At 62.3% G+C, this 23,942-nt stretch carries 36 protein-coding genes; all 36 read left to right on the top strand.

Annotated elements, in window-relative coordinates; translation table 11 throughout:
• The first annotated feature begins 79 nt into the window (after nucleotides 1-79).
• The 36 genes from recQ (at nucleotide 80) to dsbD (ending at nucleotide 23,785) form a co-directional block, all read left to right on the top strand.
• Nucleotides 80-1,927, top strand: a complete 1,848-nt coding sequence (gene recQ, locus BTH_RS27855; RefSeq protein WP_009888294.1) for a DNA helicase RecQ — start codon at nucleotides 80-82, stop codon at nucleotides 1,925-1,927.
• A 213-nt stretch (nucleotides 1,928-2,140) separates the two neighbouring features.
• Nucleotides 2,141-2,521 carry a 30S ribosomal protein S12 gene (gene rpsL / locus BTH_RS27850; protein WP_004521903.1) on the top strand — a complete coding sequence of 127 codons (381 nt, stop codon included), beginning with the start codon at nucleotides 2,141-2,143 and terminating at the stop codon, nucleotides 2,519-2,521.
• Nucleotides 2,522-2,691: 170 nt separating this feature from the next.
• Entirely contained in the window at nucleotides 2,692-3,162 is a 471-nt protein-coding gene (gene rpsG / locus BTH_RS27845) for a 30S ribosomal protein S7 (RefSeq protein ID WP_004198359.1), read from the top strand.
• A 120-nt stretch (nucleotides 3,163-3,282) separates the two neighbouring features.
• Nucleotides 3,283-5,385, top strand: a complete 2,103-nt coding sequence (gene fusA / locus BTH_RS27840) for an elongation factor G (protein WP_004198357.1) — start codon at nucleotides 3,283-3,285, stop codon at nucleotides 5,383-5,385.
• A 41-nt stretch (nucleotides 5,386-5,426) separates the two neighbouring features.
• Nucleotides 5,427-6,617, top strand: coding sequence for an elongation factor Tu (tuf, locus tag BTH_RS27835; protein ID WP_004198356.1), 1,191 nt, complete (start codon nucleotides 5,427-5,429; stop codon nucleotides 6,615-6,617).
• A gap of 152 nt (nucleotides 6,618-6,769) precedes the next feature.
• Nucleotides 6,770-7,081, top strand: a complete 312-nt coding sequence (gene rpsJ / locus BTH_RS27830; protein ID WP_004199280.1) for a 30S ribosomal protein S10 — start codon at nucleotides 6,770-6,772, stop codon at nucleotides 7,079-7,081.
• Between the two features lie 186 nt (nucleotides 7,082-7,267).
• Nucleotides 7,268-7,927, top strand: a complete 660-nt coding sequence (rplC, locus tag BTH_RS27825; RefSeq protein ID WP_009888354.1) for a 50S ribosomal protein L3 — start codon at nucleotides 7,268-7,270, stop codon at nucleotides 7,925-7,927.
• On the top strand, nucleotides 7,927-8,547 hold the full coding sequence (gene rplD, locus BTH_RS27820) for a 50S ribosomal protein L4 (RefSeq protein ID WP_004199276.1): 621 nt from the start codon (nucleotides 7,927-7,929) through the stop codon (nucleotides 8,545-8,547). Before rplC ends, rplD begins: the two co-directional genes overlap by 1 nt.
• Complete coding sequence (rplW, locus tag BTH_RS27815) at nucleotides 8,544-8,858, top strand: 50S ribosomal protein L23 (protein ID WP_004199275.1); 315 nt, start codon at nucleotides 8,544-8,546, stop codon at nucleotides 8,856-8,858. Before rplD ends, rplW begins: the two co-directional genes overlap by 4 nt.
• 2 nt (nucleotides 8,859-8,860) lie before the next feature.
• Complete coding sequence (gene rplB / locus BTH_RS27810; RefSeq protein ID WP_009888363.1) at nucleotides 8,861-9,688, top strand: 50S ribosomal protein L2; 828 nt, start codon at nucleotides 8,861-8,863, stop codon at nucleotides 9,686-9,688.
• Nucleotides 9,689-9,698: 10 nt separating this feature from the next.
• Entirely contained in the window at nucleotides 9,699-9,974 is a 276-nt protein-coding gene (rpsS, locus tag BTH_RS27805) for a 30S ribosomal protein S19 (RefSeq protein ID WP_004199273.1), read from the top strand.
• 12 nt (nucleotides 9,975-9,986) lie between these two features.
• On the top strand, nucleotides 9,987-10,316 hold the full coding sequence (rplV, locus tag BTH_RS27800; protein ID WP_004199272.1) for a 50S ribosomal protein L22: 330 nt from the start codon (nucleotides 9,987-9,989) through the stop codon (nucleotides 10,314-10,316).
• Nucleotides 10,317-10,327: 11 nt separating this feature from the next.
• Nucleotides 10,328-11,128 (top strand): 30S ribosomal protein S3, encoded by an 801-nt coding sequence (rpsC, locus tag BTH_RS27795; protein ID WP_009910030.1) that lies wholly within the window; start codon nucleotides 10,328-10,330, stop codon nucleotides 11,126-11,128.
• A 2-nt stretch (nucleotides 11,129-11,130) separates the two neighbouring features.
• Complete coding sequence (gene rplP / locus BTH_RS27790; RefSeq protein WP_004199857.1) at nucleotides 11,131-11,547, top strand: 50S ribosomal protein L16; 417 nt, start codon at nucleotides 11,131-11,133, stop codon at nucleotides 11,545-11,547.
• Nucleotides 11,548-11,556: 9 nt separating this feature from the next.
• Complete coding sequence (rpmC, locus tag BTH_RS27785) at nucleotides 11,557-11,751, top strand: 50S ribosomal protein L29 (protein ID WP_004199856.1); 195 nt, start codon at nucleotides 11,557-11,559, stop codon at nucleotides 11,749-11,751.
• The gene (gene rpsQ, locus BTH_RS27780) at nucleotides 11,748-12,020 is read left to right on the top strand and encodes a 30S ribosomal protein S17 (RefSeq protein ID WP_009888377.1); all 273 of its coding nucleotides are present in this window, start codon (nucleotides 11,748-11,750) and stop codon (nucleotides 12,018-12,020) included. Before rpmC ends, rpsQ begins: the two co-directional genes overlap by 4 nt.
• A gap of 316 nt (nucleotides 12,021-12,336) precedes the next feature.
• Entirely contained in the window at nucleotides 12,337-12,705 is a 369-nt protein-coding gene (rplN, locus tag BTH_RS27775; protein WP_004197951.1) for a 50S ribosomal protein L14, read from the top strand.
• A 9-nt stretch (nucleotides 12,706-12,714) separates the two neighbouring features.
• The gene (rplX, locus tag BTH_RS27770; protein ID WP_004197950.1) at nucleotides 12,715-13,023 is read left to right on the top strand and encodes a 50S ribosomal protein L24; all 309 of its coding nucleotides are present in this window, start codon (nucleotides 12,715-12,717) and stop codon (nucleotides 13,021-13,023) included.
• A gap of 17 nt (nucleotides 13,024-13,040) precedes the next feature.
• Nucleotides 13,041-13,580: a 50S ribosomal protein L5 gene (rplE, locus tag BTH_RS27765; RefSeq protein WP_006029291.1), complete on the top strand. Its 540-nt coding sequence runs from the start codon at nucleotides 13,041-13,043 to the stop codon at nucleotides 13,578-13,580.
• 7 nt (nucleotides 13,581-13,587) lie between these two features.
• Nucleotides 13,588-13,893 (top strand): 30S ribosomal protein S14, encoded by a 306-nt coding sequence (gene rpsN / locus BTH_RS27760; RefSeq protein ID WP_004197948.1) that lies wholly within the window; start codon nucleotides 13,588-13,590, stop codon nucleotides 13,891-13,893.
• A gap of 14 nt (nucleotides 13,894-13,907) precedes the next feature.
• Complete coding sequence (rpsH, locus tag BTH_RS27755) at nucleotides 13,908-14,303, top strand: 30S ribosomal protein S8 (protein WP_004185153.1); 396 nt, start codon at nucleotides 13,908-13,910, stop codon at nucleotides 14,301-14,303.
• Nucleotides 14,304-14,323: 20 nt separating this feature from the next.
• On the top strand, nucleotides 14,324-14,854 hold the full coding sequence (gene rplF, locus BTH_RS27750) for a 50S ribosomal protein L6 (RefSeq protein WP_009888397.1): 531 nt from the start codon (nucleotides 14,324-14,326) through the stop codon (nucleotides 14,852-14,854).
• Between the two features lie 12 nt (nucleotides 14,855-14,866).
• Complete coding sequence (gene rplR, locus BTH_RS27745) at nucleotides 14,867-15,232, top strand: 50S ribosomal protein L18 (RefSeq protein WP_004197946.1); 366 nt, start codon at nucleotides 14,867-14,869, stop codon at nucleotides 15,230-15,232.
• Between the two features lie 13 nt (nucleotides 15,233-15,245).
• Nucleotides 15,246-15,764: a 30S ribosomal protein S5 gene (rpsE, locus tag BTH_RS27740; RefSeq protein ID WP_009888402.1), complete on the top strand. Its 519-nt coding sequence runs from the start codon at nucleotides 15,246-15,248 to the stop codon at nucleotides 15,762-15,764.
• A gap of 15 nt (nucleotides 15,765-15,779) precedes the next feature.
• Nucleotides 15,780-15,962, top strand: a complete 183-nt coding sequence (gene rpmD / locus BTH_RS27735) for a 50S ribosomal protein L30 (protein WP_004202755.1) — start codon at nucleotides 15,780-15,782, stop codon at nucleotides 15,960-15,962.
• 28 nt (nucleotides 15,963-15,990) lie between these two features.
• Complete coding sequence (rplO, locus tag BTH_RS27730) at nucleotides 15,991-16,425, top strand: 50S ribosomal protein L15 (protein WP_009888412.1); 435 nt, start codon at nucleotides 15,991-15,993, stop codon at nucleotides 16,423-16,425.
• A 44-nt stretch (nucleotides 16,426-16,469) separates the two neighbouring features.
• Entirely contained in the window at nucleotides 16,470-17,816 is a 1,347-nt protein-coding gene (secY, locus tag BTH_RS27725; RefSeq protein ID WP_009888413.1) for a preprotein translocase subunit SecY, read from the top strand.
• Nucleotides 17,817-17,825: 9 nt separating this feature from the next.
• Nucleotides 17,826-18,044, top strand: a complete 219-nt coding sequence (gene infA / locus BTH_RS27720; protein ID WP_004521905.1) for a translation initiation factor IF-1 — start codon at nucleotides 17,826-17,828, stop codon at nucleotides 18,042-18,044.
• A 20-nt stretch (nucleotides 18,045-18,064) separates the two neighbouring features.
• Entirely contained in the window at nucleotides 18,065-18,181 is a 117-nt protein-coding gene (gene rpmJ / locus BTH_RS27715) for a 50S ribosomal protein L36 (RefSeq protein ID WP_004199844.1), read from the top strand.
• Between the two features lie 38 nt (nucleotides 18,182-18,219).
• Nucleotides 18,220-18,585 carry a 30S ribosomal protein S13 gene (gene rpsM / locus BTH_RS27710; RefSeq protein WP_009888432.1) on the top strand — a complete coding sequence of 122 codons (366 nt, stop codon included), beginning with the start codon at nucleotides 18,220-18,222 and terminating at the stop codon, nucleotides 18,583-18,585.
• A gap of 23 nt (nucleotides 18,586-18,608) precedes the next feature.
• Nucleotides 18,609-19,010 carry a 30S ribosomal protein S11 gene (rpsK, locus tag BTH_RS27705; RefSeq protein ID WP_004197937.1) on the top strand — a complete coding sequence of 134 codons (402 nt, stop codon included), beginning with the start codon at nucleotides 18,609-18,611 and terminating at the stop codon, nucleotides 19,008-19,010.
• Nucleotides 19,011-19,160: 150 nt separating this feature from the next.
• A complete protein-coding gene (gene rpsD, locus BTH_RS27700; protein ID WP_009888438.1) occupies nucleotides 19,161-19,784 on the top strand; it encodes a 30S ribosomal protein S4 in 624 nt (207 codons plus the stop codon).
• A gap of 127 nt (nucleotides 19,785-19,911) precedes the next feature.
• A complete protein-coding gene (locus BTH_RS27695) occupies nucleotides 19,912-20,889 on the top strand; it encodes a DNA-directed RNA polymerase subunit alpha (RefSeq protein WP_009888441.1) in 978 nt (325 codons plus the stop codon).
• Between the two features lie 140 nt (nucleotides 20,890-21,029).
• Nucleotides 21,030-21,425 (top strand): 50S ribosomal protein L17, encoded by a 396-nt coding sequence (gene rplQ / locus BTH_RS27690; protein WP_004197924.1) that lies wholly within the window; start codon nucleotides 21,030-21,032, stop codon nucleotides 21,423-21,425.
• Nucleotides 21,426-21,582: 157 nt separating this feature from the next.
• Nucleotides 21,583-21,909, top strand: a complete 327-nt coding sequence (gene cutA, locus BTH_RS27685) for a divalent-cation tolerance protein CutA (protein WP_009888446.1) — start codon at nucleotides 21,583-21,585, stop codon at nucleotides 21,907-21,909.
• Nucleotides 21,902-23,785 (top strand): protein-disulfide reductase DsbD, encoded by a 1,884-nt coding sequence (gene dsbD / locus BTH_RS27680; RefSeq protein WP_009888447.1) that lies wholly within the window; start codon nucleotides 21,902-21,904, stop codon nucleotides 23,783-23,785. The genes cutA and dsbD overlap by 8 nt, the downstream gene beginning before the upstream one ends.
• Nucleotides 23,786-23,942 lie beyond the last annotated feature (157 nt).

The following is a 23,942-nucleotide window of genomic DNA, read 5'->3' as shown; positions in this document are numbered from 1 at the left end:
TTCGTCCACCTTTCGCGGCGGCGACGTTGGTAAAATCCCGCCCACCGGCTCCTTTCGCAGTCCATCCATCTCCAGACCCATGTCCCGCGCGCTCGAAATTCTCAACGAAGTCTTCGGCTATCCCGCCTTCCGAGGTCAACAGGGCGAGATCGTCGAGCACGTTGCGGCGGGCGGCGACTGCCTCGTGCTGATGCCCACGGGCGGCGGCAAGTCGCTCTGCTACCAGATCCCGGCGCTCGTGCGCAGCGAGTCGGGCCGCGGCGCGGGCATCGTCGTGTCGCCGCTCATCGCGCTGATGCAGGATCAGGTCGCCGCGCTGTCCGAAGTCGGCGTGCGCGCGGCGTATCTGAACTCGACGCTGTCGGGCGCCGAGGCGGCCGCGACCGAACGCGCGCTGCGCGACGGCGACATCGATCTGCTCTACGTCGCGCCCGAGCGATTGATGACGCCGCGTTTTCTCGATCTGCTCGAGCGCGCGCGCATCGGCCTTTTCGCGATAGACGAGGCGCACTGCGTGTCGCAGTGGGGTCACGATTTCCGGCCCGAGTACATTCAGTTGTCGGTGCTGCACGAGCGCTTTCCGGACGTGCCGCGAATCGCGCTGACCGCGACCGCCGACGCGATCACGCGCGACGAGATCGTTCAGCGGCTCGCGCTCGACGACGCGCGCATCTTCGTGTCGAGCTTCGACCGGCCGAACATCCGCTATCGGATCGTCGAAAAGGACAACGCGCGCTCGCAATTGCTCGATTTCATTCGCGCGGAGCACACGAACGCGGACGGCACGACCGATGCGGGCGTCGTCTATTGTCTGTCGCGCCGCAAGGTCGAGGAGACGGCCGAGTGGTTGAAGGCGCAGGGGGTGCGTGCGCTGCCGTATCACGCGGGAATGGAGTTCGAAATCCGGCAGAAGCACCAGGAGATGTTCCAGCGCGAGGAGGGGATCGTGATGTGCGCGACGATCGCGTTCGGCATGGGCATCGACAAGCCGGATGTGCGCTTCGTCGCGCACCTGGATTTGCCGAAAAGCGTCGAAGGCTACTACCAGGAGACCGGGCGCGCGGGCCGCGACGGCATGCCGGCGAATGCGTGGATGGCGTATGGGCTCGGCGATGTCGTTCAGCAGCGCAAGATGATTGACGAATCGGATGCCGACGACACGCACAAGCGCGTTCAGACGTCGAAGCTCGACGCGCTGCTCGGGCTGTGCGAGACGGCATCGTGCCGCCGGGTGCGCCTCCTTGCGTACTTCGGCGAGACGAGCGGCCCGTGCGGCAATTGCGACACCTGCCTCGAGCCGCCGGCGACATGGGACGCGACGCGTGAGGCGCAGATGGCGCTGTCGTGCGTGTTCCGCGCGCAGCGCGCGAGCGGCTTCAATTTCGGCGCGAGCCACCTGATCGAAGTGCTGCGTGGCGGGCGTACCGAAAAGGTGCTGCAGCGCGGTCACGAGAGTCTCAGCACGTTCGGCATCGGCGCCGAACTGTCCGAAGCCGAATGGCGGGCGATCTTCCGGCAGCTCGTCGCGTTCGGTTATCTCGCCGTCGATCACGGCGGCTTCGGCGCACTCGTGCTGACGGAAGCGAGCAAGCCGGTGCTCAAGGGCGAGGAGAAGGTCACGCTGCGCCGCTACGTGAAGCCGGCGCGCACCCGGCAATCGTCCGGCCGCAGCGGCGCGCGCGTCGATCCGACGGCCGGCATGAGCGCGCGCGAGCGCGCGTGCTGGGAGCGCTTGCGCGCATGGCGCGCGGAAACGGCGAAGAGCGACGGCGTGCCCGCGTACGTGATCTTCCATGACGCGACGCTCGCGGAGATCGCCCGCAACGCGCCGGAATCGATCGACGACTTGCGCCATATCCCCGGAATCGGCGCGCGCAAGCTGGACCGCTTCGGCGACGAGATTCTCGAGGTCGTCGAGGCGGCCTGAGCGGGCTGCTCGCCTTCGCATTCCGGCACCAAAAATCACGCAAGCTGTTGACTCACTTGGGATTTTCGGAATATCATGCCGGGTTCCGGTTCTCGGTGGGTTGATTCCTGGGCGCAAGCCTGGGTGTCGCGCGCGTTCCGGAGCGTCACGCATGTCGGATTTCGCTTTGCCCGAGTTCGACGTGTCGATTTTGGTCAATTTCAGGAATAAACAATGCCAACCATCAATCAACTGGTTCGCAAAGGCCGCGCGTCGGAAACGACGAAGAGCAAGAGCCCGGCCTTGCAGGACTGCCCCCAGCGTCGCGGCGTGTGCACCCGTGTGTACACGACGACGCCGAAGAAGCCGAACTCGGCACTCCGTAAGGTTGCCAAGGTTCGTCTGACGAACGGCTTCGAAGTGATTTCGTACATCGGCGGTGAAGGCCACAACCTGCAGGAGCACTCGGTTGTGCTGATCCGCGGCGGCCGTGTGAAGGACTTGCCGGGTGTGCGTTATCACATGGTTCGCGGCTCGCTGGATACGCAGGGCGTCAAGGACCGTAAGCAGGCTCGCTCGAAGTACGGCGCGAAGCGTGCGAAGGCTGCGAAGTAAGCTGCCTCTGAATGGAGATCGCCTCCGGGCGGTTAAGGCGGTGGTGCCGGATTGCCGGTGCTGTCGAGTAAGTGGTCACCCGGCCAAGCTGGTTAGTCGAGCAGATGTGATCGGGTTAGTTGGTGGCCGCGGGGCTTTCGAGCTCCAACTGAACAGGTAAAGGAAGAATCATGCCGCGTCGTCGCGAAGTCCCCAAGCGGGAAGTGTTGCCGGATCCGAAGTACGGCAACGTGGATGTAGCCAAGTTCATGAACATGCTGATGCTGTCCGGCAAGAAGTCGGTGGCTGAGCGCATCGTTTATGGCGCATTCGAACAAATCCAGACCAAGGGTGGCAAGGACCCGCTGGAAGTGTTCACGGTCGCGCTCAACAACGTGAAGCCGGTGGTCGAAGTGAAGAGCCGTCGCGTTGGTGGTGCGAACTATCAGGTTCCGGTCGAAGTGCGCCCGTCGCGTCGTATGGCATTGGCGATGCGCTGGTTGCGCGAGGCTGCGAAGAAGCGTAGCGAGAAGTCGATGGCTCTGCGCCTTGCAGGTGAACTCTCCGAAGCGGCCGAAGGCCGCGGCGGCGCGATGAAGAAGCGCGACGAAGTTCACCGGATGGCGGAAGCCAACCGTGCGTTCTCGCACTTCCGTTTCTAAGCGCCAGGCTGGGCTTTAGCGGAAAAATTCCGGGCGGGTGCGCTTTTCGAGCGCCTCGCCCGTTTGTGTTGAGGCGCGCTGCGACAAGGGTCGCATCGTGCCAACCAATAGAGGATCAAAGTGGCTCGTAAGACTCCTATCGAGCGCTACCGCAACATCGGTATTAGCGCTCACATCGACGCCGGCAAGACGACGACGACCGAGCGCATTCTGTTTTACACCGGCGTGAACCACAAGATCGGTGAAGTTCACGACGGCGCAGCGACGATGGACTGGATGGAGCAGGAACAGGAGCGTGGCATCACGATCACGTCCGCTGCTACCACGGCGTTCTGGAAGGGCATGGGCAACAACTACCCGGAACACCGCATCAACATCATCGACACCCCGGGCCACGTCGACTTCACGATCGAAGTGGAACGCTCGATGCGCGTGCTCGACGGCGCGTGCATGGTGTACTGCGCGGTGGGCGGCGTGCAGCCGCAGTCGGAAACGGTGTGGCGTCAGGCGAACAAGTACAAGGTGCCGCGTCTCGCGTTCGTCAACAAGATGGACCGTACCGGCGCGAACTTCTTCAAGGTCTATGATCAGCTCAAGCTGCGCCTGAAGGCAAACCCGGTTCCGGTCGTGGTGCCGATCGGCGCGGAAGAGAACTTCAAGGGCGTGGTCGACCTGCTGAAGATGAAGGCGATCATTTGGGACGAAGCGTCGCAAGGCACGAAGTTCGACTACGTCGACATCCCGGCCGAGCTCGCCGACACCTGCCAGGAATGGCGTGAAAAGATGGTCGAAGCGGCTGCCGAAGCCAGCGAAGACCTGATGAACAAGTACCTGGAAGAAGGCGATCTGCCGGAAGCCGACATCGTCAAGGCGCTGCGCGACCGTACGATCGCGTGCGAAATCCAGCCGATGCTGTGCGGTACCGCGTTCAAGAACAAGGGCGTGCAGCGCATGCTCGACGCCGTGATCGACTTCCTGCCGTCGCCGGTCGACATCCCGCCGGTCAAGGGCGAGCTCGAAAGCGGCGAAGCGGCCGAGCGCCAGGCTTCCGACGAAGAGAAGTTCTCGTCGCTCGCGTTCAAGATCATGACCGACCCGTTCGTCGGCCAGCTGATCTTCTTCCGCGTGTATTCGGGCGTCGTGAATTCGGGTGACACGCTGCTGAACTCGACCAAGGGCAAGAAGGAGCGCCTCGGCCGTATTCTGCAGATGCACGCGAACCAGCGTGAGGAAATCAAGGAAGTCCGTGCAGGCGACATCGCCGCCGCGGTCGGCCTGAAGGAAGCGACCACGGGCGACACGCTGTGCGATCCGGCGCATCCGATCGTGCTCGAGCGCATGGTGTTCCCGGAGCCGGTGATCTCGCAGGCCGTCGAGCCGAAGACGAAGGCCGACCAGGAAAAGATGGGCCTCGCGCTGAACCGTCTCGCGCAGGAAGATCCGTCGTTCCGCGTGCAGACCGACGAGGAATCGGGCCAGACGATCATTTCGGGCATGGGCGAGCTCCACCTCGAAATTCTGGTCGACCGGATGAAGCGTGAATTCGGCGTCGAGGCGACGGTCGGCAAGCCGCAGGTCGCGTACCGCGAAACGATCCGCTCGACGGCGAAGGACGTCGACGGCAAGTTCGTCAAGCAGTCGGGCGGTCGCGGCCAGTACGGTCACGCGGTCATCACGCTCGAGCCGAACGAGCAGGGCAAGGGCTACGAATTCTTCGACGAGATCAAGGGTGGCGTGATTCCGCGCGAATACATCCCGGCCGTCGACAAGGGTATCCAGGACACGCTGAAGTCGGGCGTGCTCGCGGGCTTCCCGGTCGTCGACGTGAAGGTCCACCTGACGTTCGGTTCGTACCACGACGTCGACTCGAACGAAAACGCGTTCCGCATGGCCGGCTCGATGGCGTTCAAGGAAGCGATGCGCCGCGCGAACCCGGTGGTGCTCGAGCCGATGATGGCGGTCGAAGTCGAAACGCCGGAAGACTACATGGGCAACGTGATGGGCGACCTGTCGGGCCGTCGCGGCATCGTCCAGGGCATGGAAGACATGGTCGGCGGCGGCAAGATCGTCCGCGCGGAAGTGCCGCTGTCGGAAATGTTCGGCTACTCGACGTCGCTGCGCTCGCTGACGCAAGGTCGTGCAACGTACACGATGGAGTTCAAGCACTACGCTGAAGCTCCGAAGAACGTTGCCGACGCGATCATCAGCGCAAAGTCGAAGTAAATCTGCATCTACCAACCGATTATTTTTGAAAGAAGAGAATCATGGCAAAAGAGAAGTTTGAGCGGACCAAGCCGCACGTGAACGTAGGTACGATTGGTCACGTTGACCACGGCAAGACGACGCTGACGGCGGCGATCGCGACGGTTCTGTCGGCGAAGTTCGGCGGCGAAGCGAAGAAGTACGACGAAATCGACGCGGCGCCGGAAGAAAAGGCGCGCGGCATCACGATCAACACCGCGCACATCGAGTACGAGACGGCGAACCGCCACTACGCGCACGTTGATTGCCCGGGCCACGCCGACTACGTGAAGAACATGATCACGGGCGCCGCGCAGATGGACGGCGCGATCCTGGTGTGCTCGGCCGCGGACGGCCCGATGCCGCAAACGCGTGAGCACATCCTGCTGGCGCGTCAGGTCGGCGTGCCGTACATCATCGTGTTCCTGAACAAGTGCGACATGGTCGACGACGCCGAGCTGCTCGAGCTGGTCGAAATGGAAGTGCGCGAACTGCTGTCGAAGTACGACTTCCCGGGCGACGACACGCCGATCATCAAGGGTTCGGCGAAGCTGGCGCTGGAAGGCGACAAGGGCGAGCTGGGCGAAGTGGCGATCATGAATCTGGCCGACGCGCTGGACACGTACATCCCGACGCCGGAGCGCGCGGTGGACGGTGCGTTCCTGATGCCGGTGGAAGACGTGTTCTCGATCTCGGGCCGCGGTACGGTGGTGACGGGTCGTGTCGAGCGCGGCGTGATCAAGGTCGGCGAAGAAATCGAAATCGTCGGTATCAAGGCGACGGCGAAGACGACCTGCACGGGCGTGGAAATGTTCCGCAAGCTGCTGGACCAGGGCCAGGCGGGCGACAACGTCGGTATCCTGCTGCGCGGCACGAAGCGTGAAGACGTGGAGCGCGGCCAGGTTCTGGCGAAGCCGGGTTCGATCACGCCGCATACGCACTTCACGGCTGAAGTGTACGTGCTGAGCAAGGACGAAGGCGGCCGCCACACGCCGTTCTTCAACAACTACCGTCCGCAGTTCTACTTCCGTACGACGGACGTGACGGGCTCGATCGAGCTGCCGAAGGACAAGGAAATGGTGATGCCGGGCGACAACGTGTCGATCACGGTGAAGCTGATCGCGCCGATCGCGATGGAAGAAGGTCTGCGCTTCGCGATCCGCGAAGGCGGCCGTACCGTCGGCGCCGGCGTCGTCGCCAAGATCATCGAGTAATATCGACGGTCTGCGGATTCGTGTAGAATCCGGCGTTTGGCAGTAGAAGTACCGATCGGGACCGGGCGCCTTGCTCTCCGCAGGCGCCCGGTCCCACGTTCTTTATCTGATCTGGCGGCGCAACACCGCCTCGCTCTTTTCAAGGAATCGTCATGCAGCAACAGAAAATCCGTATTCGCCTGAAGGCTTTCGACTATCGTCTGATCGATCAATCGGCTGCCGAAATCGTCGACACCGCGAAGCGGACCGGCGCAATCGTCCGCGGCCCGGTGCCGCTGCCGACGCGCATCCAGCGTTTTGACATCCTGCGTTCGCCGCACGTCAACAAGACGTCGCGCGACCAGCTCGAAATCCGCACTCACCAGCGCCTGATGGACATCGTCGATCCGACCGACAAGACGGTCGACGCGCTGATGAAGCTCGACCTGCCGGCCGGCGTCGACGTGGAAATCAAGCTGCAGTAAGGCTCTCGGCGCCCTCCGGTCTGCCGGGCGGCGCTAAGTCTTTGATTGCTTGCGAAAAACGAGAGGCCTCGCTATAATGCTAGGCTTTTCGCGTATTTGCGTAAAAAGCTGTCGGCCTGAGCCTCTTCAGGTTGCGGCGTTTTGTAAATTAGCCCCGACCAATCGCAGTCGGGAATGGAGAAAACGATGAGCCTTGGACTCGTAGGTCGCAAGGTTGGCATGACCCGTATCTTCACGGCGGAAGGGGACTCGATCCCCGTCACCGTGCTCGACGTGTCGGACAACCGCGTGACGCAGATCAAGACTGTTGAAACCGACGGCTACACGGCCGTGCAGGTTGCATTCGGCTCCCGCCGCGCATCGCGCGTGACGAAGCCGCTGGCAGGTCATCTCGCCAAAGCCGGTGTCCAAACCGGTGAAATCCTCAAGGAATTCCGCATCGAAGCCGACAAGGCCGCCGAGTTGTCGAACGGCGCCGTGATCGGTCCGGATCTGTTCGAAGTGGGCCAGAAGGTCGACGTGCAAGGCGTGTCGATCGGTAAGGGCTACGCGGGCACGATCAAGCGCTACAACTTCGGTTCCGGCCGCGCGTCGCACGGTAATTCGCGCTCGCACAACGTGCCGGGCTCGATCGGTATGGCGCAGGATCCGGGCCGCGTGTTTCCGGGCAAGCGCATGACGGGTCACATGGGTGACGAGACGGTGACGGTTCAGAACCTCGAAATCGCTCGCATCGACGCCGATCGCAAGCTGCTGCTCGTCAAGGGTGCAGTTCCGGGTGCGAAGGGCGGCAAGGTTTTCGTGACGCCGGCCGTGAAGACGCGTGCCGTGAAGGGGGCGAAATAATGGAACTCAAGCTCCTGAATTCGAATGGTCAGGAAGGTGCGGTGGTCAACGCGTCGGACGTCGTGTTCGGCCGTGACTACAACGAAGCGCTGATCCACCAGGTCGTCGTTGCTTATCAGGCGAACGCTCGCCAGGGCAATCGCGCGCAGAAGGATCGCGAGCAAGTCAAGCACACGACGAAGAAGCCGTGGCGCCAGAAGGGTACGGGCCGCGCTCGTGCCGGTATGTCGTCGAGCCCGTTGTGGCGGGGCGGTGGTCGGATCTTCCCGAACTCGCCCGACGAAAACTTCTCGCACAAGGTCAACAAGAAGATGCATCGCGCAGGTCTCTGCTCGATCTTCTCGCAACTGGCCCGCGAAGGCCGTCTGTCGGTCGTCGAGGACATCGTTCTCGAAGCGCCGAAGACCAAGCTGCTGGCCGACAAGTTCAAGGCCATGGGTCTCGATTCCGTGCTCGTCATCACCGACACGGTCGACGAAAACCTGTACCTCGCGTCGCGCAACCTGCCCCACGTGGCGGTTGTCGAGCCGCGCTACGCTGACCCGCTGTCGCTGATCTACTTCAAGAAAGTGCTGGTCACGAAGGCTGCGGTCGCCCAGATCGAGGAGTTGCTGTCATGAGCGAGATTCGCAAGAACGATCATCGTTTGATGCAGGTCCTGCTCGCACCGGTGATTTCCGAAAAGGCCACGCTGGTTGCCGACAAGAACGAGCAAGTCGTGTTCGAAGTCGCGCCGGACGCCACGAAGCAGGAAGTGAAGGCGGCTGTCGAGCTGCTGTTCAAGGTTGAAGTTGATTCCGTCAACGTGCTGGTCCAAAAGGGCAAGCAGAAGCGTTTCGGCCGGTCGATGGGCCGCCGCAAGGACGTGAAGAAGGCATACGTCTGCCTGAAGCCCGGCCAGGAAATCAACTTTGAAGCGGAGGCCAAGTAATCATGGCAATCGTCAAAGTCAAGCCGACATCGCCGGGTCGCCGCGCGATGGTCAAGGTGGTCAACAAGGATCTGCACAAGGGCAAGCCGCACGCAGCGCTGCTCGACACGCAGAACTCCAAGGCTGGCCGCAACAACAACGGTCGCATTACGACGCGTCACCAGGGCGGCGGTCACAAGCACCACTACCGCGTGATCGATTTCCGTCGCACGAAGGACGGCATCCCGGCGAAGGTCGAGCGTCTCGAGTACGACCCGAACCGCAGCGCGAACATCGCGCTCGTGCTGTACGCAGACGGCGAGCGCCGCTACATCATCGCGCCGAAGGGCGTGACGGTGGGCCAGCAGCTGATGTCGGGCTCGGAAGCGCCGATCCGCGCGGGCAACACGCTGCCGATCCGCAACATTCCGGTCGGTACGACGATTCACTGCATCGAAATGCTGCCGGGCAAGGGCGCGCAGATGGCGCGTTCGGCTGGTACGTCGGCGATGCTGCTCGCACGCGAAGGCGTGTACGCGCAGGTTCGTCTGCGTTCGGGCGAAATCCGCCGCGTGCATATCGAGTGCCGCGCGACGATCGGTGAAGTCGGTAACGAAGAGCACAGCCTGCGCCAGATCGGCAAGGCCGGTGCGAACCGCTGGCGCGGTATCCGCCCGACGGTGCGTGGCGTCGCAATGAACCCGATCGATCACCCGCACGGTGGTGGTGAGGGCCGTACTGCTGCGGGCCGCGACCCGGTGAGCCCGTGGGGCACGCCGACGAAGGGCTTCCGTACGCGTCGCAACAAGCGCACGACGACGATGATCGTCCAGCGCCGTCACAAGCGTTAAGGAGTAGGCAATGGCACGTTCTGTTAAAAAAGGTCCGTTCTGCGACGCCCATTTGCTGAAGAAAGTTGAGGCGGCTGCAGCTTCGCGCGACAAGAAGCCGATCAAGACCTGGTCGCGTCGCTCGACGATCCTTCCGGACTTCATCGGTCTGACGATCGCCGTGCACAACGGCCGTCAACACGTTCCGGTGTATATCTCGGAAAACATGGTCGGCCACAAGCTTGGCGAGTTCGCACTGACCCGCACGTTCAAGGGTCACGCGGCCGACAAGAAGGCCAAGAAATAAGGGGCTATCAAGATGGAAGTGAAAGCAATTCATCGCGGTGCCCGCATCTCGGCGCAGAAGACGCGCCTTGTGGCTGACCAGATCCGCGGTTTGCCGGTCGACAAGGCGCTGAACGTTTTGACGTTCTCGCCGAAGAAGGCGGCTGGCATCGTGAAGAAGGTCGTGCTGTCGGCGATCGCGAATGCGGAGCACAACGAAGGCGCCGACATCGACGAGCTCAAGATCAAGAGCATCTACGTCGACAAGGCTGCATCGCTCAAGCGTTTCACCGCGCGCGCCAAGGGCCGCGGCAACCGCATTGAGAAGCAATCCTGTCACATCACTGTGACGGTCGGGAATTAAGGAGCCATACGATGGGACAGAAAATTCATCCGACTGGCTTCCGCCTGGCTGTCAGCCGCAATTGGGCTTCGCGCTGGTACGCGAACAACAACAATTTCGCGGCGATGCTTCAGGAAGACATCGGTGTTCGTGAGTACCTGAAGAAGAAGCTGAAGAACGCTTCGGTCGGCCGCGTCATCATTGAGCGTCCGGCGAAGAACGCGCGCATCACGATTTTCAGCTCGCGTCCGGGCGTCGTCATCGGCAAGAAGGGCGAGGATATCGAACTGCTGAAGACGGAACTGCAACGCCGCATGGGTGTGCCGGTTCACGTCAACATCGAAGAGATCCGCAAGCCGGAAACCGATGCGCAACTGATCGCCGATTCGATCACGCAGCAGCTCGAGCGCCGGATCATGTTCCGCCGCGCGATGAAGCGCGCGATGCAGAACGCGATGCGTCTGGGTGCCCAGGGCATCAAGATCATGAGCGCCGGTCGTCTGAACGGCATCGAAATCGCGCGTACCGAGTGGTACCGCGAAGGCCGCGTGCCCCTGCACACGCTGCGCGCCGACATCGATTACGCGACTTCGGAAGCGAAGACGACGTACGGCGTCATCGGCGTCAAGGTATGGGTGTACAAGGGCGACACGCTTGGCCGCAACGATGCGCCGGTGGTCGAGGAAGTGACCGAAGACAAGCGTCCGCGTCGCAATGCGCGTCCGGGCGACCGTCGTCCGCGCCGTGACGGCGAAGGCGGCGCTCCGGGCGCTCGCCGTGGCGGTCCGCGCCGCGGCGCCGGCAAGCCGGAAGACGGCAAGACTGGAGAATAACGATGCTGCAACCGAAACGCAGGAAGTATCGCAAAGAGCAGAAGGGGCGTAACACCGGTATCGCCACGCGCGGCAACGCCGTGTCGTTCGGTGAGTTCGGCCTGAAGGCTGTCGGTCGCGGCCGTCTGACCGCGCGTCAGATCGAGGCGGCGCGTCGTGCCATGACGCGTCACATCAAGCGCGGCGGCCGCATTTGGATTCGCATCTTCCCGGACAAGCCGATTTCGCAGAAGCCGGCCGAAGTGCGGATGGGTAACGGTAAGGGTAACCCTGAGTACTACGTCGCCGAGATTCAGCCGGGCAAGATGCTGTACGAAATGGATGGCGTATCCGAAGAACTGGCGCGTGAGGCGTTCCGTCTGGCCGCAGCGAAGCTGCCGCTGAAGACGACGTTCATCGTGCGTCAGCTCGGCGCCTAAGGAGAAAACATGAAGGCTTCCGAACTTCTCCAGAAAGATCAGGCCGCGCTCAACAAGGAGCTGTCGGACCTGTTGAAGGCGCAATTCGGCCTGCGCATGCAACTCGCGACCCAGCAGCTCACGAACACGAGCCAGCTGAAGAAGGTTCGTCGCGACATCGCACGTGTGCGGACCGTCCTGACTCAGAAGGCGAACCAGAAATGAACGATAGCGTGAAAACCTCGCTGAAGCGGACGCTCGTCGGTAAGGTCGTCAGCAACAAGATGGACAAGACCGTCACCGTGCTGGTCGAGCACCGCGTCAAGCATCCGATCTACGGCAAGTATGTCGTGCGCTCGAAGAAGTACCACGCGCACGATGAAGCGAACACGTACAACGAAGGCGATCTCGTCGAAATCCAGGAAACCCGTCCTGTTTCGAAGACGAAGGCCTGGACGGTTTCGCGTCTCGTCGAGGCGGCCCGCGTGATCTAAGCGGGACAGAGTAGCAAGGCAGTAACAGGCACTTCTCCACGAAGTGCTTGAAATCGCAAAGTTTTTGCTTGCGTGACCGGGATTATTTGTTATAATCCCGGTCTTCCCTCTTTATGGGAGCCCCGTCGCGGGCGAAGTGACTGGTGGGGGAAGCGGACTGGCGTCAAGCCTGCTCCGAAGGATTCACCGATTTGCGATGGCGGGTTTCGTTTGCCGTCGCTGCTGTTCCAACCCAAGCAGCCGATCGGCTGACGGGACCAAGACTGACCGTATGCGCCATGGTGGCGTATCCGGATTAAGTTGGGAAAGACAAACCATGATCCAGACCGAATCTCGGCTTGAAGTGGCCGACAACACGGGTGCGCGTGAAGTCATGTGCATCAAGGTGCTCGGCGGCTCGAAGCGTCGTTATGCCAGCATTGGCGACATCATCAAGGTGAGCGTCAAAGAGGCAACGCCGCGCGGGCGCGTGAAGAAAGGCGAAATCTACAACGCCGTGGTGGTCCGCACCGCCAAGGGCGTTCGTCGTCAAGACGGCTCGCTGATCAAGTTCGACGGCAACGCCGCTGTGCTTTTGAATAACAAGCTCGAGCCGATCGGCACCCGTATCTTCGGGCCGGTGACGCGTGAGCTGCGTAGCGAACGATTCATGAAGATCGTGTCGCTGGCGCCGGAAGTGCTGTAAGGAGTCGCGATGAACAAGATTCGCAAGGGTGACGAAGTGATCGTCATCACCGGCAAGGACAAGGGCAAGCGCGGTGTCGTGCTGGCCGTGGGCGCCGAGCATGTGACGGTCGAGGGCATCAACCTCGTCAAGAAGCATGTGAAGCCGAACCCGATGAAGGGTACGACGGGCGGCGTGGAAGCGAAGACGATGCCGCTGCATATTTCGAACGTCGCACTGGTCGACGCGAACGGCAAGGCTTCGCGTGTTGGCATCAAGGTCGAGGATGGCAAGAAGGTTCGCTTCCTGAAGACGACCGGTGCCGTGCTGAGCGCCTGACGCTGCGGAGTAGAGAAATGGCACGTTTTCAAGAGTTTTACAAAGAGAAGGTTGTTCCCGGCCTGATCGAGAAGTTCGGCTACAAGTCGGTCATGGAAGTGCCGCGCATCACCAAGATCACCCTGAACATGGGCCTTGGCGAAGCGGTTGCCGATAAGAAGGTCATCGAGAACGCCGTGGGCGATCTGACGAAGATCGCTGGCCAGAAGCCTGTCGTGACGAAGGCTCGCAAGGCGATCGCGGGCTTCAAGATCCGTCAGGGCTATCCGATCGGCGCGATGGTTACGCTGCGCGGCCGTGCGATGTACGAATTCCTCGATCGTTTCGTGACGGTTGCCCTGCCCCGCGTGCGTGACTTCCGCGGCGTGTCGGGCCGCGCTTTCGACGGTCGCGGCAACTACAACATCGGTGTGAAAGAGCAGATCATTTTCCCCGAAATCGATTACGACAAGATCGACGCGCTGCGTGGGCTGAACATCAGCATCACGACGACCGCGAAGACCGACGACGAAGCGAAGGCTCTGCTCGCCAGCTTCAAGTTCCCGTTCAGAAACTGAGGTTACCGTGGCTAAACTGGCACTGATCGAACGTGAAAAGAAGCGCGCTCGCCTTGCGCAAAAGTACGCTCCGAAGCGTGCTGAACTGAAGGCGATCATCGACGACGCGAGCAAGTCCGACGAAGAGCGCTATGCCGCTCGCCTGGAACTGCAGCAACTGCCCCGCAACGCGAACCCGACCCGCAAGCGTAACCGCTGCGCGATCACGGGCCGTCCGCGCGGCACGTTCCGCAAGTTCGGCCTCGCGCGCAACAAGATTCGTGAAATCGCATTCCGTGGCGAGATTCCTGGCCTGACCAAGGCGAGCTGGTAATAGGAGAAACATAAATGAGCATGAGTGATCCTATCGCCGATATGCTGACTCGCATCCGCAACGCGCAGATGGTCGAGAAGGTTTCGGTGTCGATGCCCTCGTCGAAGGTCAAGGTTGCGATCGCGCAGGTCCTGAAGGACGAAGGCTATATCGACGATTTCGCCGTGAAGGCGGACGGCGCGAAAGCCGAGCTGAACATCGCGCTGAAGTACTACGCAGGCCGTCCGGTGATCGAGCGCCTCGAGCGCGTGTCGAAGCCGGGCCTGCGCGTGTATCGCGGCCGTAACGAGATTCCGCAGGTCATGAATGGCCTCGGTGTGGCTATCGTGTCGACGCCGAAGGGCGTGATGACCGACCGCAAGGCGCGTGCAACGGGCGTCGGCGGCGAAGTCATCTGCTACGTCGCTTAAAGCCGAAAGGAGAGAGGAACATGTCTCGAGTAGGTAAGAGCCCGATCGCGCTGCAAGGCGCGGAAGTCAAGCTGGCCGACGGTTCGATCACCGTCAAGGGCCCGCTGGGCACCATCACGCAAGCGGTCAATCCGCTCGTGAACGTGGCGAACAACGACGGCACGCTGAACCTGTCGCCGGTCGACGACAGCCGCGAAGCAAATGCACTGTCGGGCACGATGCGCGCGATCATCGCGAACATGGTGCAAGGCGTGACCAAGGGTTTCGAGCGCAAGTTGACGCTGGTGGGCGTCGGCTATCGTGCGCAGGCGCAAGGCGACAAGCTGAACCTGTCGCTGGGTTTCTCGCACCCGGTGGTGCACCAGATGCCGGAAGGCATCAAGGCTGAAACCCCGACGCAAACCGAAATCGTGATCAAGGGGATCGACAAGCAGAAAGTCGGCCAAGTGGCTGCGGAAGTCCGCGGCTACCGTCCGCCCGAGCCGTACAAGGGCAAGGGCGTGCGCTATGCCGACGAGGTTGTGATCCTCAAAGAAACGAAGAAGAAGTAAGGGTGCGCAATCATGGATAAGACTCAATCTCGCCTGCGCCGCGCTCGCCAGACGCGTATCAAGATCGCCGAGTTGCAGGTCGCGCGTCTCGCCGTGCATCGCACGAACACGCACATCTACGCTCAGGTGTTCTCGCCGTGCGGCACCAAGGTGCTGGCCAGCGCGTCGACGCTCGAAGCCGAAGTTCGTGCGCAGCTCGCCGACAAGTCGGGCAAGGGCGGCAACGTCGCCGCTGCTACGCTGATCGGCAAGCGTATCGCCGAGAAGGCCAAGGCCGCCGGCATCGAATCCGTCGCCTTCGACCGCTCGGGCTTCCGCTACCATGGCCGCGTGAAGGCGCTGGCCGAGGCAGCTCGCGAAGCTGGGCTCAAGTTCTAAGGAAGGAATCGTCATGGCAAAGATGCAAGCGAAAGTTCAGGCTGACGAGCGCGACGACGGCCTTCGCGAAAAAATGATTTCGGTCAATCGCGTGACCAAGGTCGTGAAGGGTGGCCGTATTCTCGGCTTCGCCGCACTGACCGTGGTCGGCGATGGCGACGGCCGCGTCGGCATGGGCAAGGGCAAGGCGAAGGAAGTGCCGGTCGCCGTTCAGAAGGCGATGGAGCAGGCCCGCCGCAACATGTTCAAGGTGCCGTTGAAGAACGGCACGCTGCAGCACGAGGTGCACGGCAAGCACGGCGCGTCGACGGTCCTCCTCGCTCCGGCGAAGGACGGTACCGGCGTGATCGCCGGCGGCCCGATGCGCGCGGTGTTCGACGTGATGGGCGTGCAGAACGTCGTCGCGAAGAGCCACGGCTCGACGAACCCGTACAACCTCGTTCGTGCGACGCTGGACGGCCTGCGCAAGCAGTCGACCCCTGGCGACATCGCGGCGAAGCGCGGCAAGTCCGTCGAAGAAATTTTGGGCTAAGCCCAGGTGGTCACCATGTCTGAAAAAACTGTCAAGGTTCAGCTCGTGAAGAGCCTGATTGGGACTCGCGAATCGCACCGCGCCACCGTGCGCGGTCTGGGTCTGCGCCGTCTCAACTCGGTCAGCGAGCTGCAGGATACGCCGGCGGTGCGCGGGATGATCAACAAGGTCTCGTACCTTGTGAAGGTCATCGGTTAAGCGTCCGACTACGGATCAAGGAGTTGATATGGAATTGAATAACCTGAAGCCGGCGGAAGGCGCGAAGCATGCGAAGCGTCGCGTCGGCCGCGGCATCGGTTCCGGCCTCGGTAAGACGGCCGGCCGTGGTCACAAGGGTCAGAAATCGCGTTCGGGCGGCTTCCACAAGGTCGGCTTCGAAGGCGGTCAGATGCCTCTGCAGCGTCGTCTGCCGAAGCGCGGCTTCACGTCGCTGACGAAGGAATTCGTCGGTGAAGTGCGTCTCGGCGACCTCGAGAAGCTGCCGGTCGACGAAGTCGATCTGCTCGCTCTGAAGCAAGCCGGCCTCGTCGGCGAACTGACGAAGAGCGCGAAGATCATCGCGACGGGCGAGCTGAAGCGCAAGATCGTCGTCAAGGGCCTCGGCGCGACGAAGGGTGCGCGCGCCGCGATCGAAGCGGCCGGCGGTTCGTTTGCCGAGTGACACGCAACGCGTGCCGTCACTAGCATTTGCATCGGAGAAGATACTTGGCTAACAGCCCGAGTCTCGCAAAACCCGGTCGAAGCACGGCGAAGTTCGGCGATCTGCGCCGGCGTGCAATGTTCTTGCTGCTGGCGCTGATCGTCTATCGCATCGGCGCGCACATCCCGGTGCCGGGCATCGACCCGGATCAACTGGCTAAGCTGTTCCAGAGCCAGGCGGGCGGCATCCTGGGCATGTTCAACATGTTCTCGGGAGGTGCGCTGTCGCGCTTCACGATCTTCGCGCTGGGGATCATGCCGTACATCTCCGCGTCGATCATCATGCAGCTGATGGCGATCGTGTCGCCGCAGCTCGAGGCGCTGAAGAAGGAAGGGCAGGCCGGACAGCGGAAGATCACGCAGTACACGCGGTACTTCACCGTGGTGCTCGCGACGTTCCAGGCCTTCGGCATTGCGGCCGCGCTGGAGAATCAGCCGGGGCTCGTGACCGATCCGGGCGCGGTGTTCCGTCTGACGACGGTCGTCACGCTGGTGACGGGCACGATGTTCCTGATGTGGCTCGGCGAGCAGATCACCGAGCGCGGTCTCGGCAACGGCATCTCGATCATCATCTTCGGCGGGATCGCAGCAGGATTCCCGAATGCCGTCGGTGGGTTGTTCGAGCTGGTGCGCACGGGTTCGATGAGCATCTTTTCGGCGATCATCATCGTCGTTCTGATCGCCGCGGTGACTTATCTGGTCGTGTTCATCGAACGCGGTCAGCGCAAGATCCTCGTGAACTACGCGAAGCGCCAGGTCGGCAACAAGATCTACGGCGGGCAGTCGTCCCACCTGCCGCTGAAGCTGAACATGTCGGGCGTGATCCCGCCGATCTTCGCGTCGTCGATCATCCTGTTCCCGGCGACGATCCTGAGCTGGTTCAGCTCGGGCGAGCGCAAGGGCTGGCTGTCCGACACGCTGCACAACGTCGCGGAAGCGCTGAAGCCGGGCCAGCCGGTCTATGTGTTGCTGTACACGCTGGCAATCGTGTTTTTCTGCTTCTTCTACACCGCGCTGGTGTTCAACAGCAGGGAAACCGCAGACAACCTGAAGAAGAGCGGCGCGTTCGTGCCGGGCATCCGTCCGGGCGACCAGACCGCACGCTACATCGACCGGATTCTCACGCGTCTCACGCTGGCCGGTGCGATCTACATCGTCTTCGTGTGTCTGCTGCCGGAGTTCCTGGTGCTGCGCTGGAACGTGCCGTTTTATTTTGGTGGAACGTCGCTGCTGATCATTGTCGTCGTCACGATGGACTTCATGGCGCAGGTGCAGTCGTACGTTATGTCGCAACAGTATGAGTCGCTGCTCAAGAAAGCCAATTTCAAGGGCGGCAACATCCCAATGCGTTAAAAAGGACTTATGGCCAAAGACGATGTAATCCAGATGCAGGGTGAGGTGATCGAAAACCTTCCGAATGCGACCTTCCGGGTGAAGCTGGAAAACGGCCATGTCGTATTGGGACATATCTCCGGAAAGATGCGGATGCACTACATCCGCATCCTTCCCGGCGACAAGGTGACGGTTGAATTGACGCCTTACGATCTGTCTCGTGCGCGGATCGTGTTCCGGGCGAAGTGATTTGGAAAAAGGGTAATATCATGAAAGTGATGGCATCGGTTAAGCGCATTTGCCGCAATTGCAAGATCATCAAGCGCAAAGGCGTGGTTCGCGTGATCTGCAGCTCGGATCCGCGTCACAAGCAGCGCCAAGGCTGACTGCGCGTTTGTTTGCGCTTTTTGTTTGAGGAAAAACAATGGCTCGTATCGCAGGGGTTAACATCCCGAATCACCAGCATACCGAAATCGGCCTGACGGCGATTTTCGGTATCGGCCGCACGCGCGCGCGCAGCATCTGCGTGGCATCCGGTGTGGCGTTTTCGAAGAAGGTCAAGGACCTGACCGACGCAGACCTCGAAAAGCTGCGTGAAGAAGTGGGCAAGTTTGTCGTCGAAGGCGATCTGCGCCGTGAAGTGACGATGAACATCAAGCGCCTGATGGATCTCGGTTGCTACCGCGGCGTCCGCCATCGCAAGGGCCTGCCCATGCGTGGCCAGCGTACGCGTACGAACGCTCGTACCCGCAAGGGGCCGCGTCGCGCAGCGCAAGCGCTGAAGAAATAAGCTGACAGTTACAGGAAAACGTAATGGCTAAGGCTTCCAATACCGCGGCGCAACGCGTTCGCAAGAAGGTCAAGAAGAACGTCGCCGAAGGCGTGGTTCACGTTCACGCGTCGTTCAACAACACGATCATCACGATCACCGATCGCCAAGGCAACGCGCTGGCGTGGGCGACGTCGGGCGGCCAGGGCTTCAAGGGCTCGCGCAAGTCGACGCCGTTCGCCGCACAGGTGGCTGCCGAATCGGCCGGCCGCGTCGCGATGGAATATGGCGTGAAGAATCTGGAAGTGCGGATCAAGGGTCCCGGCCCGGGCCGCGAGTCGGCAGTGCGCGCGCTGCACGGCCTCGGCATCAAGATCACGGCGATCTCCGACGTGACGCCGATCCCGCACAACGGCTGCCGTCCGCCGAAGCGCCGCCGCATCTAACGATGCGTTGGCGCCTTGCCTGTCGCCGCTTTGCGTCGACGGGCCGCGCTTTTTGTAGCGCATTTGATTGACTAAGCCCACCGTTCGCCCCAAAGGGTGCGGACTAGCGCGGATCGAGATCCGCGTGATCGATAGATAGAGGAATGCAAAGTGGCACGTTATATCGGCCCTAAAGCCAAGCTGTCCCGCCGTGAAGGCACCGATCTGTTCCTGAAGAGCGCGCGCCGCTCGCTCGCCGACAAGTGCAAGCTCGACAGCAAGCCGGGCCAGCACGGCCGCACCTCGGGTGCGCGCACGTCGGACTACGGCACGCAGCTGCGCGAAAAGCAGAAGGTCAAGCGCATCTACGGCGTGCTCGAGCGTCAGTTCCGCCGCTATTTCGCTGAAGCCGACCGCCGCAAGGGCAACACGGGTGAGAACCTGCTGCAACTGCTCGAGTCGCGTCTCGACAATGTCGTGTATCGCATGGGCTTCGGCTCGACCCGCGCTGAAGCGCGCCAGCTCGTGAGCCACAAGGCGATCACCGTCAACGGCATCGTCGCGAACATTCCGTCGCAGCAAGTGAAGGCGGGCGACGTGATCTCGATTCGCGAAAAGGCGAAGAAGCAAGCGCGTATCGTCGAAGCGCTGTCGCTGGCCGAGCAGGGCGGCATGCCGAGCTGGGTTGCAGTCGATGCGAAGAAGTTCGAGGGCACGTTCAAGCAAGTGCCGGAGCGCGCCGACATCGCGGGCGACATCAACGAAAGCCTGATCGTCGAATTGTATTCGCGTTAATCCGATTGATGGCCGAGGTAACCTGCTTATTGCTTCCCGCAAGGCAGGACCTCGGCTGTTCATTTTCAGGTTGTTACCGGTCAGCCTTATCGGTGTAACGAGCCGAGGGTATTGAAAAGGAAAACCTATGCAAACCAGTTTGTTGAAACCCAAGATCATCGCCGTGGAATCTCTGGGCGAGAACCACGCGAAGGTGGTCATGGAGCCGTTCGAGCGCGGTTACGGCCACACCTTGGGCAATGCGCTTCGCCGTGTGCTGCTGTCTTCGATGGTCGGCTACGCGCCGACCGAAGTGACGATCGCCGGCGTCGTGCACGAGTATTCGACGCTTGATGGTGTGCAAGAGGACGTCGTCAACCTGCTGCTGAACCTGAAGGGCGTGGTGTTCAAGCTGCATAACCGCGACGAAGTCACGGTGACGCTGCGCAAGGAAGGCGAAGGCGTCGTGACGGCCGGCGATATCGAACTGGCCCACGACTGCGAAGTCATCAACCCGAATCACGTGATCGCGCACCTGTCGAAGGGCGGCAAGCTCGACGTGCAGATCAAGGTCGAGAAGGGCCGCGGCTATGTGCCGGGCAACGTGCGCCGCTACGGCGACGAAACGGCGAAGATCATCGGCCGCATCGTCCTCGACGCATCGTTCTCGCCGGTTCGCCGCGTGAGCTACGCGGTCGAGAGCGCGCGTGTCGAGCAGCGTACCGATCTCGACAAGCTCGTGATGAACATCGAAACGAGCGGCGTCATCACGCCGGAAGAAGCGATTCGCCAGTCGGCTCGCATCCTTGTCGACCAACTGTCCGTGTTCGCGGCGCTGGAAGGCACGGAAACGGCCGCGGAAGCGCCGTCGCGCGCGCCGCAGATCGATCCGATCCTGCTGCGTCCGGTCGACGACCTCGAGCTGACCGTCCGTTCGGCGAACTGCTTGAAGGCGGAGAACATCTACTACATCGGCGATCTGATCCAGCGCACCGAAAACGAGCTGCTGAAGACGCCGAATCTCGGCCGCAAGTCGCTCAACGAGATCAAGGAAGTGCTCGCTTCGCGCGGTCTCACGCTGGGCATGAAGCTTGAGAACTGGCCGCCGGCTGGTCTCGACAAGTAATCCCGGTTATTGCGGTAACTGGTCAAGATGCGGATTTTCCTTTAAAATCCGCATCTTGCTTTTTTCCATACCGGCCCGTGCGCTTGCTCGTCTCGCGCGATAGAAGAGCTGGATCAAAACTCTGAATCAAGGAAACTGAAATGCGTCACCGTCATGGTCTGCGGAAACTGAACCGCACGAGCAGCCACCGTCTGGCTATGCTCCGCAACATGTCCAACTCGCTGATCGAGCACGAAGTCATCAAGACGACGCTGCCGAAGGCGAAGGAACTCCGCAAGGTCGTCGAGCCCCTCATCACGCTCGGCAAGAAGCCGTCGCTCGCGAACCGCCGTCTGGCGTTCAACCGCCTGCGCGATCGCGATTCCGTCGCGAAGCTGTTCGATGTGCTCGGCCCGCGCTTCGCGAACCGCCCGGGTGGCTATCTGCGCATCCTGAAGTTCGGTTTCCGCGTCGGCGACAATGCGCCGATGGCGCTCGTCGAGCTGCTCGACCGTCCGGAAGTCGAAGAGACCGAAAACGTCCAGGAAGCCGAATAAGCGTCTTCCCGCGCGTAGCATGAAGGGCCAAGCGATGCTTGGCCCTTTTTGTTTTCGTTGACCGATTTCGTGCGTCGGATTGACGCGCGGGCATGGGACACGCGCTCACCCGACGTGCGATACGATATGACGTTTAAACAACGAGGCGGAGGCGCGAATGGTGATCGTGATGATGTTGACGACCGTGCCTGATGCCGCTGTCGCCTGCGCGCTCGCCGACGGCGCGTTGTCGGCCCGGCTCGCCGCGTGCGTGTCCGAACTCGGCGCGATCCGTTCGAGCTACCATTGGCAAGGCAAGGTCGAGACGGCCGACGAGATCCAGTTGCTGTTCAAGACGAGCGCGGTACGCTCGCTGGAACTCGAGCGGTACATTCAGTCGCACCACCCGTACGACGTGCCGGAGATCGTCTCTTGGCAGGCGGCGGCGTCCGCGGCATACGGCCAGTGGGTCGCCACCGAAACTCAGCGTCTATTTCATGTTTAACCGTAATCCGCTTCACGCGCAGTCCCGCTTCCGTTTCCTGCTCGCCGTCGTCGCGATGCTCGGCGTGCTGTTCGGCACGTCGTTCGCGGCGCGCGCGGCGGACGACTTTCTCGACCCCGCAGTTGCGTTCAAATTCAGCGCGAGCGAGGCGCCGGGCCAGGTCGACATTCATTTCAAGATCGCCGACGGCTATTACATGTATCGCGAGCGCTTCGCGTTCGCGGTGAAAAGCGGCTCGGCCACGCTCGGCGAGCCGCAACTGCCGGCCGGGCACGTGAAGTTCGATCCGACGTTCCAGAAGAACGTCGAAACCTACCGCGGCGATCTGACGATCCGCCTGCCGATCAAGCAGGCGTCGGGGCCGTTCGAGCTCGCGGTGACGTCGCAGGGCTGTGCGGACGAAGGAATCTGCTATCCGCCCGCCGAGCACGTCGCGCGAATCGGAGGCGCGGCGCTCGGCGCAGCCGGCGCGACGCCCGTCGCGGCCGCTGCCGGCGCGGATTCCTCCGCGACGGACGGCGGTCACTGGTACGAACGCGTGACGAGCGCCGACTACGCGCGCTCGCTGCTTGAAGGCCATGGATTCCTGACGATCATCGCGCTCTATTTCGTGGCCGGCATGGTGCTGAGCCTGCTGCCGTGTTCGTATCCGATGATCCCGATCCTGTCGGCGATCATCGTCGGCGAAGGCGCGCATGCGACGCGCGCGCGTGCGTTCGCGCTGTCGCTCACCTATGTGATCGGCATGGCGCTCGTCTATACGGTGCTCGGCGTCGCGGCCGCGCTCGTCGGGCAGAGTCTCGGCGCTTGGCTGCAGAACCCGTGGGTGCTCGGCGCGTTCGCGCTGCTGCTCACCGTGTTCGCGCTGCTGCTGATCGGCGGCATCGACATCACGTTGCCGCAGCGCTGGCAGAACGGCGCCGCGCGGACGACCGGGCCGCGCAGGGGCGGACGCTTCGTGGCCGTCGCAACGATGGGCGCGTTGTCCGCGCTCGTCGTCGGCGCGTGCATGACCGCGCCGCTCTTCGCCGTGCTCGCATTCATCGCGCATACGGGCAACGCATTCCTCGGCGGTGCCGCGCTCTTTTCGATGGGGATCGGCCTCGGCGTGCCGCTCCTCGTTATCGGCATCGGCGCGGGAACGCTGCTGCCCCGCGCCGGCGCGTGGATGGACGGCGTGAAGGTATTTTTTGGCGTCGTGTTACTCGCCGCTGCGCTGTGGATCGTCTGGCCGGTGCTGAACGCCGCGTCGCAGCTCGGTCTGGGGGCGTTGTGGTTGTTGATCGCCGCCGCCGCGCTTGGGCTCTTCACGCCGCATTCGGGCTCGTCTTCGATCTGGCGACGGCTCGGGCGCGGGCTCGGCGCCGCGCTCGCGATCTGGGCGGCGACGCTCCTCATCGGTCTCGCGGCGGGGTCGACCGATCCGTTGCGTCCCCTCGCGGTGCTCGCGGCGCGCGCGGCGCCGAGCAACGGCGTCGCCAATGCCGGCGCTGCCGCGCACGAGGGGCCGGTGTTCGCGCCGGTGCGCTCGATCGCGGAGCTCGACGAGATCGTGAAGTCGTCGACTCAGCCGGTGATGCTCGATTTCTATGCGGACTGGTGCGTGAGTTGCAAGGAGATGGAGCAGCTGACGTTCACCGACGCGCGCGTCGGCGCGCGGCTTTCGCAGATGCGTCTCGTGCGCGCGGACGTGACCGCGAACACGCCCGACGATCAGGCGCTCCTGAAGCATTTCGGGCTATTCGGGCCGCCCGGCATCATCGTGTTCGATTCGAACGGGCAAGAACGCGGGCGCGTCGTCGGTTATCAGTCGGCCGACCGTTTCCTGCGCGGTCTCGAACGGATGTCGTTGCCGGCCGCGTCGACGGCATCGTGATGTCGGCGCCGTGACGGCTGGGCGCGGACGCCGCAGATGCCGCGGATTGTCGATGCGCCGCGCGCGAACGCGCGGCGTGCGTTTCCCGGCGGCGAATCGTTTGGGCACAAGTAAGAACGGCGAGGCTTGAAGCCCCGCCGTTTTCATTTTCACTTCC

The organism is Burkholderia thailandensis E264, from assembly GCF_000012365.1.
In the GTDB taxonomy this organism is placed as follows: Bacteria; Pseudomonadota; Gammaproteobacteria; order Burkholderiales; family Burkholderiaceae; genus Burkholderia; species Burkholderia thailandensis.
The sequence above is the reverse complement of the archived record's forward strand: the minus strand, read 5'-3'. Positions and strand labels throughout refer to the sequence as shown.

What these genes read in the sequence shown, in the direction of transcription:
- recQ (WP_009888294.1), top strand. Translation starts at nt 80, where the DNA reads ATGTCCCGCGCGCTCGAAATTCTCAACGAAGTCTTCGGCTATCCCGCC.
- rpsL (WP_004521903.1), top strand. Translation starts at nt 2,141, where the DNA reads ATGCCAACCATCAATCAACTGGTTCGCAAAGGCCGCGCGTCGGAAACG.
- rpsG (WP_004198359.1), top strand. Translation starts at nt 2,692, where the DNA reads ATGCCGCGTCGTCGCGAAGTCCCCAAGCGGGAAGTGTTGCCGGATCCG.
- tuf (WP_004198356.1), top strand. Translation starts at nt 5,427, where the DNA reads ATGGCAAAAGAGAAGTTTGAGCGGACCAAGCCGCACGTGAACGTAGGT.
- rpsJ (WP_004199280.1), top strand. Translation starts at nt 6,770, where the DNA reads ATGCAGCAACAGAAAATCCGTATTCGCCTGAAGGCTTTCGACTATCGT.
- rplC (WP_009888354.1), top strand. Translation starts at nt 7,268, where the DNA reads ATGAGCCTTGGACTCGTAGGTCGCAAGGTTGGCATGACCCGTATCTTC.
- rplD (WP_004199276.1), top strand. Translation starts at nt 7,927, where the DNA reads ATGGAACTCAAGCTCCTGAATTCGAATGGTCAGGAAGGTGCGGTGGTC.
- rplW (WP_004199275.1), top strand. Translation starts at nt 8,544, where the DNA reads ATGAGCGAGATTCGCAAGAACGATCATCGTTTGATGCAGGTCCTGCTC.
- rplB (WP_009888363.1), top strand. Translation starts at nt 8,861, where the DNA reads ATGGCAATCGTCAAAGTCAAGCCGACATCGCCGGGTCGCCGCGCGATG.
- rpsS (WP_004199273.1), top strand. Translation starts at nt 9,699, where the DNA reads ATGGCACGTTCTGTTAAAAAAGGTCCGTTCTGCGACGCCCATTTGCTG.
- rplV (WP_004199272.1), top strand. Translation starts at nt 9,987, where the DNA reads ATGGAAGTGAAAGCAATTCATCGCGGTGCCCGCATCTCGGCGCAGAAG.
- rpsC (WP_009910030.1), top strand. Translation starts at nt 10,328, where the DNA reads ATGGGACAGAAAATTCATCCGACTGGCTTCCGCCTGGCTGTCAGCCGC.
- rplP (WP_004199857.1), top strand. Translation starts at nt 11,131, where the DNA reads ATGCTGCAACCGAAACGCAGGAAGTATCGCAAAGAGCAGAAGGGGCGT.
- rpmC (WP_004199856.1), top strand. Translation starts at nt 11,557, where the DNA reads ATGAAGGCTTCCGAACTTCTCCAGAAAGATCAGGCCGCGCTCAACAAG.
- rpsQ (WP_009888377.1), top strand. Translation starts at nt 11,748, where the DNA reads ATGAACGATAGCGTGAAAACCTCGCTGAAGCGGACGCTCGTCGGTAAG.
- rplN (WP_004197951.1), top strand. Translation starts at nt 12,337, where the DNA reads ATGATCCAGACCGAATCTCGGCTTGAAGTGGCCGACAACACGGGTGCG.
- rplX (WP_004197950.1), top strand. Translation starts at nt 12,715, where the DNA reads ATGAACAAGATTCGCAAGGGTGACGAAGTGATCGTCATCACCGGCAAG.
- rplE (WP_006029291.1), top strand. Translation starts at nt 13,041, where the DNA reads ATGGCACGTTTTCAAGAGTTTTACAAAGAGAAGGTTGTTCCCGGCCTG.
- rpsH (WP_004185153.1), top strand. Translation starts at nt 13,908, where the DNA reads ATGAGCATGAGTGATCCTATCGCCGATATGCTGACTCGCATCCGCAAC.
- rplF (WP_009888397.1), top strand. Translation starts at nt 14,324, where the DNA reads ATGTCTCGAGTAGGTAAGAGCCCGATCGCGCTGCAAGGCGCGGAAGTC.
- rplR (WP_004197946.1), top strand. Translation starts at nt 14,867, where the DNA reads ATGGATAAGACTCAATCTCGCCTGCGCCGCGCTCGCCAGACGCGTATC.
- rpsE (WP_009888402.1), top strand. Translation starts at nt 15,246, where the DNA reads ATGGCAAAGATGCAAGCGAAAGTTCAGGCTGACGAGCGCGACGACGGC.
- rpmD (WP_004202755.1), top strand. Translation starts at nt 15,780, where the DNA reads ATGTCTGAAAAAACTGTCAAGGTTCAGCTCGTGAAGAGCCTGATTGGG.
- rplO (WP_009888412.1), top strand. Translation starts at nt 15,991, where the DNA reads ATGGAATTGAATAACCTGAAGCCGGCGGAAGGCGCGAAGCATGCGAAG.
- infA (WP_004521905.1), top strand. Translation starts at nt 17,826, where the DNA reads ATGGCCAAAGACGATGTAATCCAGATGCAGGGTGAGGTGATCGAAAAC.
- rpmJ (WP_004199844.1), top strand. Translation starts at nt 18,065, where the DNA reads ATGAAAGTGATGGCATCGGTTAAGCGCATTTGCCGCAATTGCAAGATC.
- rpsM (WP_009888432.1), top strand. Translation starts at nt 18,220, where the DNA reads ATGGCTCGTATCGCAGGGGTTAACATCCCGAATCACCAGCATACCGAA.
- rpsK (WP_004197937.1), top strand. Translation starts at nt 18,609, where the DNA reads ATGGCTAAGGCTTCCAATACCGCGGCGCAACGCGTTCGCAAGAAGGTC.
- BTH_RS27695 (WP_009888441.1), top strand. Translation starts at nt 19,912, where the DNA reads ATGCAAACCAGTTTGTTGAAACCCAAGATCATCGCCGTGGAATCTCTG.
- rplQ (WP_004197924.1), top strand. Translation starts at nt 21,030, where the DNA reads ATGCGTCACCGTCATGGTCTGCGGAAACTGAACCGCACGAGCAGCCAC.
- cutA (WP_009888446.1), top strand. Translation starts at nt 21,583, where the DNA reads ATGGTGATCGTGATGATGTTGACGACCGTGCCTGATGCCGCTGTCGCC.
- dsbD (WP_009888447.1), top strand. Translation starts at nt 21,902, where the DNA reads ATGTTTAACCGTAATCCGCTTCACGCGCAGTCCCGCTTCCGTTTCCTG.